Genomic DNA, 16291 nt, shown 5'->3' with positions numbered 1-16291 from the left:
GGATCGGGGTGGAGGGGTGAGGGGGAGGGGAGGGGGTTACTTCACGCGGGGGTAGCGGGCCTGGAGGGTCCAGACGGCCGGGTTCTCGCCGAGGTCCTCGTGGAGGTCGGTCAGGTCGGCCAGGAGGTCGTGGAGGAAGTCGCGTGCCTCGCGGCGGAGTTCGGCGTGGGAGAAGGTCAGCGGGGGTTCGGAGGCGGGCAGCCACTCCGCTTCGATGTCCACCCAGCCGAAGCGGCGTTCGAAGAGCAGGCGGTCGGTGGATTCGGTGAAGTCCAGTTCCGCGTGCTGGGGGCGGGAGGCGCGGGAGCCGGCCGGGTCCCGGTCGACGAGTTCCACGATGTCGCACAGCGCCCACGCGAAGTCGAGCACCGGTACCCATCCCCAGGCCGTGGACAGCTCGCGGTCCGACGTCGTGTCGGCGAGGTAGACGTCTCCGCAGAAGAGGTCGTGCCGCAGGGCGTGGACGTCCGCGCGGCGGTAGTCGGTCTGCGGGGGGTCGGGGAAGCGGTTGGAGAGGGCGTAGCCGATGTCGAGCACGAGGGTGATGGTGCCACGTCGTGGCGCGCCGTCCCTCATAGGATCCTGGGGTGCGCTCCCACCGCCCCGGCTCCCGCTGTGCCGTCGCCGCCCTGCTCCTGGTGCCGATGGTCGCCTGCGGGGGTGGTCCGGGAGTTTTGGCCGGCGGCTCCGGTGTGGGTGATCCGTACTTCCCGAAGGCCGGCAACGGCGGTTACGACGTCCGCCACTACGCCCTGGACCTCGCCTACGACCCCCGCGCGCGCCGTCTCACCGGCACCGCGACGATCACCGCACGGGCGACGGAGGGCCTTTCCGCGCTGAACCTCGACCTCGAGGGCCTCGACGTCGAGGAGGTCGCCGTCGACGGCGTGGCCGCCCGCTGGAGCCGGGCGGGGCAGGAGCTGACCGTCCGCCCGCGCGAGGCCGTGGACGGCGCCTTCCGGGTGACCGTGCGCTACGGCGGCGCCCCGCTGACCCTCACCGACCCGGACGGCTCGAAGGAGGGCTGGCTGCGCACCGCCGACGGGGCGCTGGCGCTGGGGCAGCCGGTGGGGTCGGCGGCGTGGTTTCCGGGCAACCACCATCCCTCCGACAAGGCGACGTACGCCCTCGCGGTGACGGTGCCGAAGGAGTTGCGGGTGGTGTCCAACGGGGAGCCGGCCGGTGAGGAGCGCAAGGGGAGCCGGACGACGTACCGCTGGCGCACCGGTGAGCCGATGGCGAGTTACCTCGCGACGCTGGCCATCGGCAGGTACGAGGTCCGCCGCACGGCGGCCGCCGGCGGGCTGCCGGTGTACACGGCCGTCGATCCGGAGCAGGCGGAGGCGAGCCGTGCGGTCCTGGCGCGGATCCCCGAGGTGCTGGCGTGGGCGGAGCGGACCTTCGGCCCGTACCCCTTCTCCTCCGCGGGCGTGATCGTCGAGCGCCCCGGGGACGCCGGGTACGCCCTGGAGACCCAGAACCGGCCGGTCTTCCCCGGCGCCCCCGACACCGCGCTGCTGGTCCACGAGATCGCCCACCAGTGGTACGGCGACTCGGTGACCCCGAGGACCTGGCGGGACATGTGGCTCAACGAGGGCTTCGCGACCTATGCGCAGTGGCTGTGGCAGGAGGACCACGGCGGTGACACGGCACAGCGGACGTTCGACGCGCTGTACGCCGGCGGGTACTTCCCGGACGCGGGGACCAACGAGGCGCTCTGGTCCTTCCCGCCCGCCGATCCGCCGGACGCGGCGCGCATCTCCGCCACTCCCGTGTACTGGCGCGGTGCGATGGTGCTGCACAAGGTCCGGCGGACCGTCGGCGACGACGCCTTCCGGGCCCTGCTCCGGGGCTGGGCGCGGGAGCACCGCCACGGCAACGCGGACACCGGTGACTTCACGGCGTACGTGGAGGAGTCGGCTCCGGACAAGGACTTCGCCGGGATCTGGAAGGACTGGCTGTACGGGGCGGGGCGGCCGGAGCGGCCCTGAGCGCGCGTGGGAGCCCCCGGCCCGGCGGGAGGCCGGGCCGGGGGCTCCGCCACGGAAGCGGGGCGTCCGTCAGACGTTGACGCCGAAGTCCTGGGCGATGCCCACGAGGCCCGAGGCGTAGCCCTGGCCGACCGCGCGGAACTTCCACTCCGCGCCGTTGCGGTAGAGCTCGCCGAAGACCATGGCGGTCTCGGTGGCCGCGTCCTCCGACAGGTCGTAGCGGGCGATCTCGGCGCCGCCGGCCTGGTTGACGATGCGGATGTAGGCGTTGCGCACCTGGCCGAAGTTCTGGCTGCGGTTCTCGGCGTCGTAGATCGACACCGGGAAGACGATCTTGTCGATGTCGGCCGGGAGCGCGGCGAGGTTGACGTTGATCGCCTCGTCGTCGCCGGCGCCCTCGCCGGTGCGGTTGTCACCGGTGTGGACGATGGTGTTGTCCGGGGTCTGCTTGTTGTTGAAGAACACGAAGTGGGCGTCCGAGTAGACCTTGCCCTGCGTGTTGACCGCGATCGCCGAGGCGTCGAGGTCGAAGTCCGTGCCGGTGGTGGTGCGGACGTCCCAGCCGAGGCCCACGGTGACGGCGGTCAGGCCCGGAGCCTCCTTGGTGAGCGAGACGTTGCCACCCTTGGACAGGCTTACAGCCATTGTTGGGAGTCCCTTCCCTCGTGTACGTACGGCTAGAAGCTACAGCTACCACCTTGAACGCGGAGAGGGGTGCGAGAGGTTCCGGGTGTCTTTACTTTCTTTACCCGGATCGCGGGATAATTCGGATGACGTGGCCCGGTCAGAGGGGGGAACCTGTACGGCATGTCCGGTCCCTATCCCGTCCGCGGCTCCGTCTCGCTGCCCGAGGCCGAGCTCATGTGGCGTTTCTCGCGGTCGTCCGGGCCCGGCGGGCAGCACGTGAACACCAGCGACTCCCAGGTCGAACTCCGTTTCGACCTAGCCCGTACCGAGGCGCTGCCCGAGGTGTGGAAACAGCGGGCACTGGAGCGGCTCGCCGGGCGGCTGACCGGCGGTGTGATCACGGTTCGCGCTTCGGAGCACCGCTCGCAGTGGCGCAACCGCGAGACGGCCGCGGTGCGGCTCGCGGCGCTGCTGGCGGAGGCGACCGCGCCTCCGCCGAGGCCGCGCAGGCCGACGCGTGTTCCGCGCGGGATCAACGAGCGGCGGTTGCGGGAGAAGAAGCAGCGGTCGGAGACCAAGCGGGGGCGCTCCGCGCGGGACTGGGGGTGACCCCCGGCGCCCCACTGTTCTCGGGCGTGGCCCGGCCCCGGTCGCTCCCGCGGAGGCGTGGGGGCGGAGGTCCGGGGCGCGCCGCATGAACGTCCCCGCGGGTCCGTCGTGGCCGGTCGCGCCCGCGCGGCGGTAGCCGCATGCCGGGTACGGCCCCGCGCCCCTTCGGGGCGCTGGAGCCCGACCCCCTGGGAGGGTCCGGCGCTTCAGTTCAGGTCCAGCACGCCCACCGTTTCGCCCTCGGTGATCTCCCCGGTCCTGCGGAAGCCCAGGGTCAGGTAGAAGTCCTCGGGGCCGTGGTCGCCGGGGTGCCAGGTGACGTAGAGCTCGCGCGTGCCCCGGCGGTGGAGTTCCTCGGCCACCGACTCCACGGCGAAGCGGCCGTAACCCCGGCCCTGCTCCTCCGCCGCGATGTTCAGCCGCCACAGGCCGGAGCGGATGACGCTGCCGCCGTCCTCGTGCCAGTCGATGTCGAGGAAGGCCATCAGGAAGCCGACCGCGCGGTCGCCGTCCATGATCAGGCGGGGCCAGGCGGAGTCCGGACGGACGTACGCCTCGGCGAGGGATTTCACCACCGGGGCGACGGCGAATTCCTGGTCGGGGCGGACCCGTACACCGAGGGCGGTCTTGAGGTTCTCCGGGGTGATCTTTTCGAGGCGAAGCGCGGTGGTCGTCGTCATCCGGGCACCCTAGGCGGGTGAATCCCGCCCGGTGAAAGGGATTTCGGCGACGACGGGAAATCGTTCAGCCCAACTGCCGGTAACGGCCCCGGAAATACGTCAGCGGGCCGCCCTCCGCGCTCGGCACCCGGGCCGTCAGGACGCGGCCGATCACCAGGGTGTGGTCCCCAGCCGGCACCCGCTGTTCGGTGCGGCACTCCAGGGTCGCCAGCGCGCCGCCCACCAGCGGCGCCCCGCTGTGCTCGCCGCGCAGGTACGGGATGTCCGCGAAGAGCAGGCGGTCGCTGACCCGGCCCTTCATCGCGAAGCGGCCCGCGACGTGCCGCTGGCTCTCGGAGAGCACGGACACCGCCCACAAGGGCTGTTCGTCGAGGAGTTCGTCCATGCGGGAGCCGTTGCGCAGGCTGACCAGCACCAGCGGTGGGTCCAGGGAGACCGACAGGAACGCGGTGGCCGTCATGCCGACGTCCTCGCCGGCCGGCGCCGCGGGGTCCTCGGGGTCCAGCGGCGGCTCCTGCGCGGTCACCAGGACCACGCCGGCGGCCAGTCGGGACAGGGCGGCTCGGAACTCGTCGTTGCTCACCCCCTCAGCATGCCGGGCGGCGGACGGAACGGTGATCGCGGACGGGGCGGGAGTGTTCGGCACACCGGAAACGCTAATCTCCGCTCCACAGGCACCGCATCGGGCTCCGGCCCGAGCCGGGACCTAGGACCAGCGCCCGAGCCGGGCACGGTCCGAGCACAATCACCACAAGAACTGCGTTCGTCGCACACCGGAAAACCGCGGAAAGACCACGCAATTGTTCACGTTTACCTGTGACTTGAGTCACAAGGGGCAATAATTGTTGACCCTGTGTACCGAGTGGGCAGCGCGCTGTGATTCAGTGGCGAGAAGCTGCTGGGACGATACGCCGAAGACAACCCTTGATTCGCTGCGAGGTCTCGGGGGGAGGGCGAGGATGGAGACCGAGTCGGAACCCTACGTCCGTCTTGCGTCGCTGCGACAGCTCCACCAGGCCATGGCCGACATGAACACGGCCCGCAGCCTGGCGGACACGCTGCAGACGGTCGCCAACGGCGTCGTGGACGCCCTCGGGTACGAGCTGGCGTGCGTCAACCTCGTACGCCCCGACGGCGACCTGGTCGTCGCCGCCCTGGCCGGGAACTCCGCCGCCGAGGCCCTCATCACCGGCCGGACCGGCTCCCGCGCGTCCTGGGACCGCCGCCTCGGCATGGGCGAACGCTGGGGCGACCTGGTCTTCATACCGCACACCGAGGGCTGGGTCCTCGACGACGACGACGTCCCGCAGTGGTACACCGACGGGCCCGCGCCCCGCTTCGAGGACGAGTGGCACCCCTCCGACCGGCTCTTCGCCCCGATGTACGCCCCCGGCCCGCAGGGCGGCGGCACCTCCGGGGAACTGGTCGGCGTCCTCTCCGTGGACCGCCCGCGCAACGGCCGCCGGCCCGGCGCCTGGGGCCGCGAGGCCCTGCAGATGTACGCCTTCCAGGCCGCCATCGCGATCAGCAACGCGCGTCTGCGGGCCAACATGCAGCGCGCCCTGGTCCGCCTGGAGCGCGACCAGCAGGCGCTGCGGGCCAGTGAGGAAAGCTTCCGGCAGGCCTTCGAGTACGCCCCCTCCGGCATGGCCATCGCCGAGATGGGCGGCGACCAGCACGGCCGGATCCTGCGCACCAACGACGCACTGTGCAGGCTGCTCGGCCGCCCCGCCTCCGCGATGCGCCGCTACTCCTTCTCCGATCTGGTCCACCCCGAGGACATAGGCACCCTGCTGCGGACCTCCCCCGAGGGCGGCCGGGCCGAGCTGCGCCTGGGCCGCCGCGACGGCACCTTCGTCTGGGTGTCCCTGCGCAACTCGGTCGTCGCCGACGCCGCCGACGGCCCCCGCTTCCTGCTCACTCACGTCGAGGACATAGAGGAGCGCAAGCGCCGCGAGCTCCAGCTCGCCCACCGCGCCTCCCACGACTCGCTCACCGGACTGCCCAACTCCGCCGAGCTGCGGGCGCGGCTGTCCGCCCGGCTGTGCCGGCAGTCGCCGCAGAGCGCGCCGCCCGCCGCGGTCGACTCCATGGCGCCCTTCGAGTCCTTCGACTCCTACGACGCCGCCTACGGCCCGCCCGCCTTCGACCGGGGGCACGACTTCGACTTCCCGCCGGGCACGGAGGGGCACGGGGGCTACGACGGCTACGACCACCACGTGCACACCGTCGCCCCCGCCGCCGAGTTCGACGACGGCGCCAAAGGGCTCGCGGTGCTCTTCTGCGACCTCGACGGCTTCAAGTCGATCAACGACCGGTTCGGGCACAACGCGGGTGACGCGGTGCTCATCGAGGTCGCCCGCCGGCTCGGCAACGGCGTGCGGGACGGCGACACCGTCGCCCGGCTCGGCGGCGACGAGTTCGTGATCCTCGCCGACGGGCTCGGCCGGGCCGACGCCCAGGACCTCGCGGTACGGCTGCGCAACGAGATCATCCAGCCCATCCGGGCCGAGGGGCGGGCCGTGCGGGTCGGGGCCAGCTTCGGCATCGGGTGGGCGCACTGCGGGATGACGGCGGACGAAGTGCTGAAGTCGGCCGACGAACGGATGTACGTCGAGAAACGATCTCGTCCCAAACAGCATCGGCGTGCGGGATGAACCGCAGGTCAGTGGTTTGATGCGGTCCGGGTCACCCGTTCGGGCCATGGGGAGCGGGTAGGCTCGCTTACTCCACCACTCGTACCGCACCCGATCCGCAGCTAGGAGCACCAAGGGATGACGGCCGGCAACAACGGCGCGAGCACGCCGGAGGACGACGACCCGTTCGGCTACCTCTACGCCGACGGGCAGGCCAACGGGGCCCAGCCGCCGTCCGGGGGCTACGGCTACCCGAACTCGGTCAACCGGGTGCGGCCGGTCGGAACCCGCCAGTACGGCCAGCAGGCGCAGCCCGCTCCGCAGCAGCAGGGCGCCTACGGCCAGCCGAACGCCCACTACGCCGCCCCGGAGACGCTGCCCGGCGGCGCCACCACCGCCACGTCGCACCAGTCGTCGCACGGCGGGGGCGGCCGGGGCCGCGGCCCGAACACCAAGGGCCTGCTCATCGGCGCGATCGCGGTGGTCGCCGCGGTCGTGATCGGCATCAGCGTGGCCATGCTCGGCGGTGACGACGAGGACGGCGGCGGCAACCAGGCCGACGCGAGCCCGACCCAGACCCAGGACGAGGGCGAGCCCACCCCGTCGGCGAGCAAGGGCGGGCCGGACGAGGAGAAGACCGAACTGCCCACCACCGACGCCCAGGCGCTCAGCCTGAGCGGGGGTGCGGCGAAGGCCTCCGACGTCAAGGGCGCGAAGGCCGACGGCGGCGTCTACGTCGCCGGCTTCAACCAGGTGGGAGCGAAGGTCACCTGGACCGTCGACGGCATCAAGGAAGCCGGCAGCTACCGCTTCTACACGCGCTACGGCATCCCGGGCGTGGATGCCGACGCCACCCTGGTGGTCAACGGCAAGGCCGAGACCCGTCCGCTGAACATGAAGAACTTCGGCGGCACGCCCAAGGACGACTGGGAAAAGGGCTGGCAGACCACCTGGGCCAACGTGAACCTGAACGAGGGAACGAACACGATCGAGCTCGCGTGCAACGAGGGCAACCAGTGCAACGCCAACCTCGACCAGTTCTGGCTCCAAGAGGAGCCGGGAGCCTAGGCCGCGCTCGCCTCCCTGCTCACCGTGACCCCGGTCCGCAGCTCCTCGTAGGCCCTTCGGTCGAACTCGCCCGCCACCGGTGCCAGTACCGTCGCCGCCGACAGGGCCGCCGCCCGGACGAGCCGGTCGGGCCAGGGGCGGTGCTCCACCAGGCCCGAGAGGAGGCCCGCGGTCAGGGAGTCGCCGGCGCCGGTCGGGTTGCCGTGCAGGGGGTGCGGAGGGGCCGCGCGCCAGCGGCCCTCGGGGGTGACGGCGAGCAGGCCCTCCGGGCCCAGGGAGGCGACCACCGCGCCCGCGCCGCGGCGGCGGGCGTCCTGGGTGGCGCGCAGCGGTTCGTGGGAGCCGGTGAGTTCGGCCAGTTCCTCCGCGTTCGGCTTGAGGACGTCGGGGCGGCCGGCGACCCCGCGGCGCAGCGCCGCCCCGCTGGTGTCGAGGAGGGTCGGCACCCCGGCCGCACGGGCCGTGCGGATCAGGCCCGCGTACGCGCCCACCGGGACGCCCGGGGGCAGGCTGCCGCACAGGGCCACCGCCGAGGCCGAGGCCAGCAGGTCCTCGTACACCTCCTGGAACGCGGACCACTCGGCGTGGGTGATCACCGGGCCGGGTTCGTTGAGCCGGGTGGTGGCGCCGGAGCGTTCGTCGACGACGGCGACGGTGCGCCGGGTCGTGCCGGAGACCGGGACCAGCGCGTCCGTCAGGTGCGGCACCCCGGTGAGCCGGTCGCGCAGGATCCGGCCCGTCGTGCCGCCCAAGAAGCCGGTGACGGTCACCTCGTGGCCGAGGGCCGCGAGCACCCGGGCCACGTTGACGCCCTTGCCGCCGGGGCGTTCCGTCACCTCGGCGACCCGGTGGGAGGTCCCCGGCCGCAGGGCCGGCACGTGATGGGTGATGTCGAGAGCGGTGTTCAGTGCGACCGTGAGGATCACCGGGCCGACCTCCCCTTCTGCCTGCGCTTCCACGCGTCCCGGGGGCACGATCATGCCAAACGGACGGCGGTCGGCCCACCCCTCGGGCCGGCCGCCGTCCCCCGGTGACGGGACGGATCAGCCCAGTCGGGGATCGATCACCCATTCCCCCCGGCGCATGACGCCCACCAGGTCGAACCCGTCGTCCAGAACCACCAGGTCGGCGTCCTTCCCGGGCTCCAGGGAGCCGATCCGGTCGTCCAGGCCGAGCAGCCGGGCCGGGTTGGCGGAGATCGCCCGTACGACGTCCTCGACGGGCAGCCCGTCCACCGTCACCGCCCGCTTGAAGGCGCGGTCCAGGGTGAGCGTGGAGCCGGCGATCGAGCCGCCCTCCACCAGCCGGGCCACGCCGTCCGCGACCTCGACCTCCATCGGGCCCAGCATGTAGCGGCCGTCGCCGAAGCCGGCCGCGTCCATCGCGTCGGTGATGAAGGCGACCCGGTCGGCGCCCGCGTGGCGGAAGGCCAGCCGGAGCGCGGCCGGATGCAGGTGGGTGCCGTCGTTGATCAGCTCGACGGTGACCCGTTCGTCCTCGAGGAGGGCGGCGATCGGGCCGGGCGCGCGGTGGCCGAGCGGCGGCATCGCGTTGAACAGGTGGGTGGCCACGGTCGCGCCCGCGTCGACGGCCCGGAGCGTCTGCTCGTACGTGGCGTCCGTGTGCCCGACGGCCGCGATCACCCCGTGCTCGGCGAGCAGCCGTACGGAGTCCAGGCCGCCCGGCAGCTCGGTGGCCAGCGTCATCATCCGCGCCTGCCCGTGCGCCGCGTCGATGAGCTTGCGCACCTCGGCCGGGTCGGGGTCGCGCAGCAGCCCCTCGTCGTGCGCGCCCTTGCGGCACGGGGAGATGAACGGCCCCTCGAAGTGGACGCCGGCGATCTCCCCCTGCTGGGCCAGTTCGGCGAGCATCCCGGCCTGCCGGGCGAGGAAGTCCAGGTCGCCGGTGACGGCGGAGGCGACCACCGTGGTGGTGCCGTGCGCGCGGTGGGTGCGCACGCCCTTCAGGACGTCCTCGGCGGTGCCGCCGGTGAAGGACGCCCCTCCGCCGCCGTGGTTGTGGAGGTCGACGAAGCCGGGGACCACCCAGTGGCCCGACGCGTCGAGGACCTCGGCCCCGGGGGACGCCGTGCCGGCGATCCGCGTGCCCTCGACGGTCACGCGGCCGTCGTCCACGGTCCCGGTGGGCAGGACCACCCGGGCACCGGCGAGAACCTTGGTGGGGGCCATCAGGTGGTTACCTCCGAGGGGTCAGTGGTGTCGATCAGGTCCCGGGCGAGGAGCCCCGCGCCCAGGCATCCGGCGGTGTCCCCGAGAGCCGCGGGGACCAGGGACGGCGGCTTCTGGAAGGTGACCCGCCGCCGGACGGCCTCCCGCAGCGGTGTGAACAAGGTTTCCCCCGCCTCGGCGAGCCCGCCACCGATGATCAGCGTGCCGGGATCCAGCAGGGTGAGCGCGGTGACCAGCCCGTCGGCGAGCGCGTCCACCGCCTCCTGCCACACCCGGCGGGCCCGTGCGTCCCCGGACTCGACGGCCTTCGCGCAGTCCGCCGCGTCCGCGCCCGGGTCGCCGCAGGCCGCCGCCCACGCCCCGCTCACCGCCGCGGCGGACGCGTACCGTTCCAGACAGCCGCGCTGCCCGCACGGACAGGGGGCGCCTCCGGGCCGTACGACGACGTGGCCGATCTCGCCCGCGAAGCCGTGCGCGCCCGCCTCCACCCGGCCGTCGATGCCGATGGCGCCCGCGATGCCGGTGCCCAGCGCCACGAACAGGAAGCGGTCGGCGCCCCGGCCCGCCCCGATGCGGCCCTCGGCGAGACCGCCGGTGCGCACGTCGTGGCCGAGGGCGACGGGGACGCCGCCGAGGCGCTCGGCGAGCAGCGCGCGCAGCGGGACGTCGCGCCAGCCGAGGTTGGCGGCGTAGACGGCGACGCCCTGTGCCGCGTCGACGATGCCGGGGACGGCGACGCCGGCGGCGGAGGCGGGCTCGCCGTACCGCCGTACGCCGTGGGCGCGCAGTTCGGCCGCGAAGCCGAGGATGTCCGCGACGACCGCGTCCGGGCCGCGTTCGCGGCCGGTGGCCCGTCGGGACCGGTGCAGCAGTTCGCCGTCCATTCCGACCAGGGCGGCCTTCATCCCGGTGCCGCCCACATCGAGGGCGATGACGTGTCTCACGGGGGACAGTGTGGACCGGGGACCCGCAAGAGGTCTAGTCCATTCACGTGGTGTAGACCTTATTCCGATTATCGAAATGTCGTCGGACGGCGCGGACGCGCCAGGGCAGGGGCAGGGAAAGTGCAGCGGCGGGTCAGGACAAGGACGATCGCGGTGGTGTCCGCACTGGGGCTGACGGGAGTCCTCGGCGGATGCGGGCTCGGCGGCGGGTCCTCCGACGTGACCTTGAAGCTGGTCGCCGCCGACTACGGCGACAGCGCGGCCAACAGCTCCGAGAAGTACTGGGCCGATCTGGTCGAGCGGTACGAGTCCGAGCACCCCGACGTGAGGATCGACGTCAGCGTCCACTCCTGGAACGACGTCGACCGCAAGGTCAAGGAGATGGTCGACGCGGGCGACCCGCCGGACATCGCGCAGATCGGCGCGTACGCCGACTACGCGGCCGAGGGGCTGCTCTACAAGGCCGGCGACCTGCTCTCCATCCCCGTCCAGGCGGACTTCCTCGCCCAGCTGACCACCGCGGGCGAGGTCAACAGCGTGCAGTACGGCATGCCGTTCGCCTCCTCCACGCGCGTGCTGTTCTACAACAAGAAGCTGTTCGCCGAGGCCGGCGTCACCCCGCCGCGGACCTGGGACGAGCTCGCCACGGCCGCCGAGGCGCTCGAGGCGAAGGGCGTGACGTACCCGTACGCGCTGCCGCTCGGCCCGGAGGAGGCGCAGGCCGAGACCATGCAGTGGCTGCTCAGCGGCGGTGGCGGCTACACCGACATCACGGGCACGTACAGCATCGACTCCGCGCGGAACGTCGAGACCTTCGCCTGGCTGAAGGACGAGCTGGTCGGCAAGGGCCTGACCGGCCCCGTCGCGCCCGGCAAGCTCGACCGGGCCGACGCGTTCGCGGCGTTCGCCGCCGGGGACGTCGGCATGCTCAACGGGCACCCCTCGCTGATGGAGACGGCGAAGGAGAAGGGCGTGGAGTTCGGCATGGTGCCGACGCCGGGCATCGACGGCGAGAGCCAGGTCACGCTCGGCGTCGCCGACTGGATGATGGCCTTCAGGGAGAACGGCCACCGCGACCAGGTCGGCGACTTCCTCGACTTCGTCTACAGCGAGGAGAACGTGCTCGACTTCTCCCGCGAGTACAACCTGCTGCCGGTCACCAACTCCGCCTCCCGGACGATGGCCGCGTCCGGCCAGGACAAGGACCTCAAGCCCTTCCTCGACCAGCTGGCGACCTCGGAGCTGTACCCGGTCGGCAACACCTCCTGGGCGACGGTCAACGCGGCGGTCAAGAAGGAGATCGGCAAGGCGGTCGCCCCGAACGGCAGCCCCGCCGGCGTCCTCGGCGGCCTCCAGGCGACGGCGACGCGCGCGCAGACCGCGGGGTAGCCTGCGGGACATGGACACGGGGGACGAGGAGCAGGGGGCCGGCCGGCTGGCCCGCCGCGAGCAGGACATCCTCGCGCTGGAACGCCGCGGCTTCGCCGGCCCCGGCGTCAAGGAACGCGCGATCCGCGAGGAACTGGGCCTGGCCCCCGTCCGCTACTACCAGCTCCTCAACGCCCTCCTCGACGACCCCCGCGCCCTCGCCCACGACCCGGTGACGGTCAACCGCCTCCGCCGCGTCCGGGAAACCCGCCGCACGGAACGCTGAGCGCCCCCGCCGCCCCTTCCCCGGGGGTGCCGCCCCCGGACCCCCTTCGGTCCTGTACGGGCCTCGTCCTCACATGCCGGACGAGCCGAATCCGGCCGGCCGGGGCGAAGCCGGCCCCTCCGGCGTTCGAGGGGCGGGGGCCGGGGACAGCGCCCCCGGGGACGATGGGGATCCCCCCGCTCGAGCGGAGCCGGGAGTGGGGGAGGGAAGGGGCGGCGGGGGCGAAAGAACCCGTCAGGACATCCGTTCCGCCAGCGCCCGCAGCAGCCGTACGACCCCCGCCGGCCCGTCGACCACCAGGTCCGCCCGCTCCCTCAGCTCCGTGACCTCGTCGCTGCCGCTGCACACCAGCAGCCCCGGCACGCCCGCGGTGCGGAGCTTCTCGACGGCCGTGTAGGCGGCGAGGTCGCCCAGGTCGTCCCCGGCGTAGAGCACCGACCCGGCCCCGATCTCCCGGGCGTACTCCCCCAGGGCGACGCCCTTGTCCATGCCGGGCGGGCGCAGCTCCAGGACCATGCGGCCGGGCTCGACGACGAGCCCGTGCCGGGCGGCCAGCCCGGCGAGCGGCTCGCGCAGGGACTCGAACGCGGCCTGCGGGTCGGCGGCCCTGCGGGTGTGGACCGCCACCGCGCGCCCCTTCTCCTCGATCCAGGTGCCCTGCCACGCGCCGACCCGGTCGAGCAGCCCCGGCAGCTCCGCGCGGGCGCCGGCCACACCGGGGTGCGGGGCGGGCGCGGTGACCCTGCCGGTGACGGCCTCCCAGCGCTCCGCGCCGTAGTGGCCGAGCACGACGAGGTGTTCGAGGCCGGGGACGCCCGCGAAGCCCCCGTGCCGGACCGCGACCCCCGCCGGCCGGCCGGTGACGACCGCGACCGCCGCCACCCGCGGGGCGATCGCGGCGAGCGCGGGCACCGCGTCGGGGTGCGCGCGGGCCTGCTCGGGGTCGGCCACGATCGGCGCGAGCGTCCCGTCGAAGTCGAGCGCGATCAGCGCCTTCCCCGGGCGGGAGACGAGCGCCTCCAGCCCTTCGCGTCCGGCCTGCGTGGCGGGCGTCGGCGTGGCGTTCGGGTCCGTGGAATCCGTATGACTGCCCATACGCCCAACCTATCCACGCCCGGCCCCGCGCACTCCTGCGCGAGCGGCCCCATCGGTCAGCGGGACACCGGACCGTCCCGCAGCGCCTCCAGCTGCTCCAGGAACCAGCGCTCCGGGGGCAGCGCGGTCGCCGCCGCGGCCAGGCGCTTGGTGCGCTCGGCGCGTTCGCCCGGGGCCATCCTCAGGGCCTCGTCCAGGGCGCGGGCGGTCTCGACGACGTCGTACGGGTTGACCGTGAGCGCGTCCTCGCCCAGCTCCTCGTGGGCGCCCGCCTCCCGCGACAGCACCAGCGCACAGCCCGCGTCGGAGACGACCGGGACCTCCTTGGCGACCAGGTTCATGCCGTCGCGGATCGGGTTGACCAGGGCCACGTCCGCCAGCCGGTACGCGGCGAGCGAGCGCGCGAAGTCGTCCTTGACGTGGAGGACGACCGGCCGCCAGCCGGGCGTCCCGTACCGCTCGTTGATCTCGTCCGCGAGCCGCCGCACTTCGGCGGTGTAGTCGCGGTACACGGCGAGGTCCTGCCGGGAGGGGTAGGCGAACGCGACGTGCACGACGCGCTCGCGCCACTCGGGGCGGTCGTCCAGGAGCTGCCGGTACGCCAGCAGCCCGCGCACGATGTTCTTCGACAGCTCGGTCCGGTCGACCCGGACGATCGCCCGGCGCCCCTCGCCGATCTCCTCCCGGAGCGTGGTGATCCGCTCCTCGACGTCCGCCTCGTGGGACCGGGCGCGCAGGAAGTCCGCGTCGGCGCCGAGGCCGTGCACCCCCACCCGCGTGTCCCCGAGCCCGCCCGCGAACCGCTCGCAGCACGCGGTGAACGCGTCCGCCCAGCGGTGGGTGAGGAAGCCGAGCCGGTCGGCGCCGAGCATGCCGCGCAGCACCTGCCGCGCGATGTCGTCGGGCAGCATCGCGAAGTACTCCGGCGGCGCCCACGGCGTGTGCGAGAAGTGCGCGATGCGCAGGTCGGGGCGGAGCTCGCGGAGCATCCCGGGGACCAGCGTGAGGTGGTAGTCCTGCACCAGCACCGCCGCGCCCCGCGCCGCCTCCTCGGCCAGCGCCTCGGCGAACGCCCGGTTGTAGGCCTCGTACGACGCCCACTGCCGGCGGAACTCCGCGTCGAAGACGGGCTCCAGCGGCGTCTGGTACAGCATGTGGTGCACGAACCACAGCACCGAGTTGGCGATCCCGTTGTACGCGTCCGCGTGCACGTCCGCCGGAACGTCCAGCATCCGCACGCCGTCCTCGCCGACCCCGCGCCGCACCGCCTCGCGGTCGCCGTCGGACAGCACCGAGCACACCCACAGCGCCCCGGCGTCCGGCCCGATCGCCGACAGCCCGGACACCAGCCCGCCACCGCCCCGCCTGGCCCGCAGCGACCCGTCGTCCTCCACCGTGTACGAGACCGGCCCGCGATTCGACGCGACCAACACCTGAGCACCCTGCGTGACAGCCATACGCGTCAACCTAGCCCGGCCCCACGGGCCTCAAACGCACGGATCGGCCGTATACGGGTCAGGCCACCCGTCGTGCCTGGTACTCCGCGATCTCCGTCATCGGGGGGCGTTCCTCCGTGTCGACGGAGTACGTGCGGGGTTCGAAGCCGTCGCCCGCGCGCTCGAACTGGGTGAGGGAGGGACGGATCAGGTGGCCGCGGGCCAGGCGGAGCTGGGCGGTGCGGTAGATCGCGGCGGCCATGCGGCCGAGGGCCTGGCCGTCCTGGTGGCGGTGTTTGCGGACGCCGACGTCGACCTGGGCGAGGGCGTCCAGGCCGGCCAGGTGCAGGGCGTCGACCAGCATGCCGAGCTCGACGCCGTACCCCACCGGGAACGGGAGCTGTTCGAGCAGGCTCCGGCGGGCCGCGTACTCGCCGCCCAGCGGCTGGACGAAGCCGGCCAGCCGGGGCCAGTGCATGTTCAGCAGCGGGCGGGCCATCAGCTCCGTGACCCGGCCGCCCTGGCCGGCCGCGATCGTGCCGGAGGCGCGTCCGTCGGACACCGTGAGCGGACGGTCGTACATGGCCTTGACCAGCTGCACGTCCGGCTCGGTGAGCAGCGGGCCGACGATGCCGGAGACGAAGTCGGAGGAGAACTCCCGCAGGTCCGCGTCGACGAAGCACACGATGTCGCCGCGCGTGACGAGCAGCGACCGCCACAGCACCTCGCCCTTGCCGGGCACCGCCGGTATCCGGGGCAGGATCGCGTCCCGGTGCACCACGGTCGCGCCCGCCGCCGCCGCCACCTCGGCCGTGCGGTCGGTCGAGCCCGAGTCGACCACCACCACCTCGTCGACCAGCGGGACCTGGAGCACCAGGTCGTGCCGGATGACCGACACGATGTCGCCGACCGTCGCCTCCTCGTCGAGCGCGGGCAGCACCACGCTCACCGTCTGCCCCGTGGCGCGTTTCGCCGCCAGGATCCGGTGGAGCGGGCGGTCGGCCACGGACCACGAGCGGTCGATCAGCCAGCGCTCGACTTCTTCCAGCACGGTCCCGGGCTCCTCACTGGCCTGTGATCCATCTCGCGGTTCGGACGACTATCTCAACCATGCAGGCCTTCGGTTACAGTCTTGAACAACGCCGATGACCACCGCATGCCGGGGTCACCGCGCGGACAGCACGGAAAACAACTGAACACCGCTCATCCAGAGGGGCAGAGGGACACGGCCCGATGAAGCCCCGGCAACCCTCCAGTCGGTTCTTGTCACACGGACGTGGCGAGGCTCCCGGCTAGGGAAGGTGCCAAATCCGTCTCACGGCGAGGTGCGTCGTGAGGAAGATGAGGAGAAAGGGCCTCGCC

At 73.0% G+C, this 16291-nt stretch carries 16 protein-coding genes and 1 riboswitch; of the genes, 6 read left to right on the top strand and 10 right to left on the bottom strand.

The features are described 5' to 3' along the window. Nucleotides 1-36: 36 nt before the first annotated feature. Nucleotides 37-537, bottom strand: coding sequence for a hypothetical protein (locus tag ADK41_RS30450; RefSeq protein WP_030829251.1), 501 nt, complete (start codon nt 535-537; stop codon nt 37-39). A gap of 107 nt (nt 538-644) precedes the next feature. Between ADK41_RS30450 and ADK41_RS30445 the strand changes: the two genes are divergently transcribed. After that, complete coding sequence (locus ADK41_RS30445; RefSeq protein ID WP_051843243.1) at nt 645-1991, top strand: M1 family metallopeptidase; 1347 nt, start codon at nt 645-647, stop codon at nt 1989-1991. A 69-nt stretch (nt 1992-2060) separates the two neighbouring features. On the opposite strand, the gene ADK41_RS30440 is transcribed toward ADK41_RS30445, so the two are convergent. Beyond that, nucleotides 2061-2636: a TerD family protein gene (locus ADK41_RS30440; RefSeq protein ID WP_030829245.1), complete on the bottom strand. Its 576-nt coding sequence runs from the start codon at nt 2634-2636 to the stop codon at nt 2061-2063. A 153-nt stretch (nt 2637-2789) separates the two neighbouring features. Between ADK41_RS30440 and arfB the strand changes: the two genes are divergently transcribed. Continuing rightward, nucleotides 2790-3227 carry an alternative ribosome rescue aminoacyl-tRNA hydrolase ArfB gene (gene arfB, locus ADK41_RS30435; RefSeq protein WP_030829243.1) on the top strand — a complete coding sequence of 146 codons (438 nt, stop codon included), beginning with the start codon at nt 2790-2792 and terminating at the stop codon, nt 3225-3227. 206 nt (nt 3228-3433) lie between these two features. On the opposite strand, the gene ADK41_RS30430 is transcribed toward arfB, so the two are convergent. Both ADK41_RS30430 and ADK41_RS30425 read right to left on the bottom strand, forming a co-directional pair. Continuing rightward, nucleotides 3434-3907, bottom strand: coding sequence for a GNAT family N-acetyltransferase (locus ADK41_RS30430; RefSeq protein ID WP_030829241.1), 474 nt, complete (start codon nt 3905-3907; stop codon nt 3434-3436). A 64-nt stretch (nt 3908-3971) separates the two neighbouring features. Further along, complete coding sequence (locus ADK41_RS30425) at nt 3972-4553, bottom strand: flavin reductase family protein (RefSeq protein ID WP_030829239.1); 582 nt, start codon at nt 4551-4553, stop codon at nt 3972-3974. Nucleotides 4554-4866: 313 nt separating this feature from the next. On the opposite strand from ADK41_RS30425, the gene cdgB reads away from it, so the two are divergent. Both cdgB and ADK41_RS30415 read left to right on the top strand, forming a co-directional pair. Further along, the gene (gene cdgB / locus ADK41_RS30420; protein ID WP_030829237.1) at nt 4867-6564 is read left to right on the top strand and encodes a diguanylate cyclase CdgB; all 1698 of its coding nucleotides are present in this window, start codon (nt 4867-4869) and stop codon (nt 6562-6564) included. A gap of 117 nt (nt 6565-6681) precedes the next feature. Further along, nucleotides 6682-7611: a carbohydrate-binding protein gene (locus tag ADK41_RS30415; protein ID WP_030829235.1), complete on the top strand. Its 930-nt coding sequence runs from the start codon at nt 6682-6684 to the stop codon at nt 7609-7611. Here the strand turns inward: ADK41_RS30415 and ADK41_RS30410 are convergent. The 3 genes from ADK41_RS30410 to ADK41_RS30400 all read right to left on the bottom strand — a co-directional run bounded on the left by ADK41_RS30410 (nt 7608) and on the right by ADK41_RS30400 (nt 10744). Next, nucleotides 7608-8537, bottom strand: a complete 930-nt coding sequence (locus ADK41_RS30410) for a 1-phosphofructokinase family hexose kinase (RefSeq protein WP_030829233.1) — start codon at nt 8535-8537, stop codon at nt 7608-7610. The genes ADK41_RS30415 and ADK41_RS30410 overlap by 4 nt on opposite strands. Before the next feature lie 117 nt (nt 8538-8654). Continuing rightward, entirely contained in the window at nt 8655-9800 is a 1146-nt protein-coding gene (nagA, locus tag ADK41_RS30405) for an N-acetylglucosamine-6-phosphate deacetylase (RefSeq protein WP_030829231.1), read from the bottom strand. Beyond that, complete coding sequence (locus tag ADK41_RS30400) at nt 9800-10744, bottom strand: ROK family protein (RefSeq protein WP_078662020.1); 945 nt, start codon at nt 10742-10744, stop codon at nt 9800-9802. The genes nagA and ADK41_RS30400 overlap by 1 nt, the downstream gene beginning before the upstream one ends. A 120-nt stretch (nt 10745-10864) precedes the next feature. Between ADK41_RS30400 and ADK41_RS30395 the strand changes: the two genes are divergently transcribed. Together ADK41_RS30395 and ADK41_RS30390 are read left to right on the top strand one after the other, a co-directional pair. Continuing rightward, on the top strand, nt 10865-12133 hold the full coding sequence (locus tag ADK41_RS30395; protein ID WP_051843237.1) for an extracellular solute-binding protein: 1269 nt from the start codon (nt 10865-10867) through the stop codon (nt 12131-12133). A 10-nt stretch (nt 12134-12143) separates the two neighbouring features. After that, nucleotides 12144-12398, top strand: a complete 255-nt coding sequence (locus ADK41_RS30390; protein ID WP_030829222.1) for a DUF3263 domain-containing protein — start codon at nt 12144-12146, stop codon at nt 12396-12398. A 234-nt stretch (nt 12399-12632) separates the two neighbouring features. On the opposite strand, the gene otsB is transcribed toward ADK41_RS30390, so the two are convergent. The 3 genes from otsB to ADK41_RS30375 are packed head-to-tail and all read right to left on the bottom strand — an operon-like array spanning nt 12633 to nt 15980. Continuing rightward, nucleotides 12633-13493 carry a trehalose-phosphatase gene (gene otsB, locus ADK41_RS30385; protein WP_030829219.1) on the bottom strand — a complete coding sequence of 287 codons (861 nt, stop codon included), beginning with the start codon at nt 13491-13493 and terminating at the stop codon, nt 12633-12635. A 56-nt stretch (nt 13494-13549) separates the two neighbouring features. Further along, entirely contained in the window at nt 13550-14950 is a 1401-nt protein-coding gene (locus ADK41_RS30380; RefSeq protein WP_030829216.1) for an alpha,alpha-trehalose-phosphate synthase (UDP-forming), read from the bottom strand. 58 nt (nt 14951-15008) lie between these two features. After that, entirely contained in the window at nt 15009-15980 is a 972-nt protein-coding gene (locus ADK41_RS30375) for a glucosyl-3-phosphoglycerate synthase (protein ID WP_030829212.1), read from the bottom strand. A gap of 149 nt (nt 15981-16129) precedes the next feature. Beyond that, nucleotides 16130-16277: riboswitch (SAM riboswitch) on the top strand. Nucleotides 16278-16291 lie beyond the last annotated feature (14 nt).

It is taken from the genome of Streptomyces caelestis, from assembly GCF_001279005.1.
Classification (GTDB): Bacteria; Actinomycetota; Actinomycetes; order Streptomycetales; family Streptomycetaceae; genus Streptomyces; species Streptomyces heliomycini.
The sequence above is the reverse complement of the archived record's forward strand: the minus strand, read 5'-3'. Positions and strand labels throughout refer to the sequence as shown.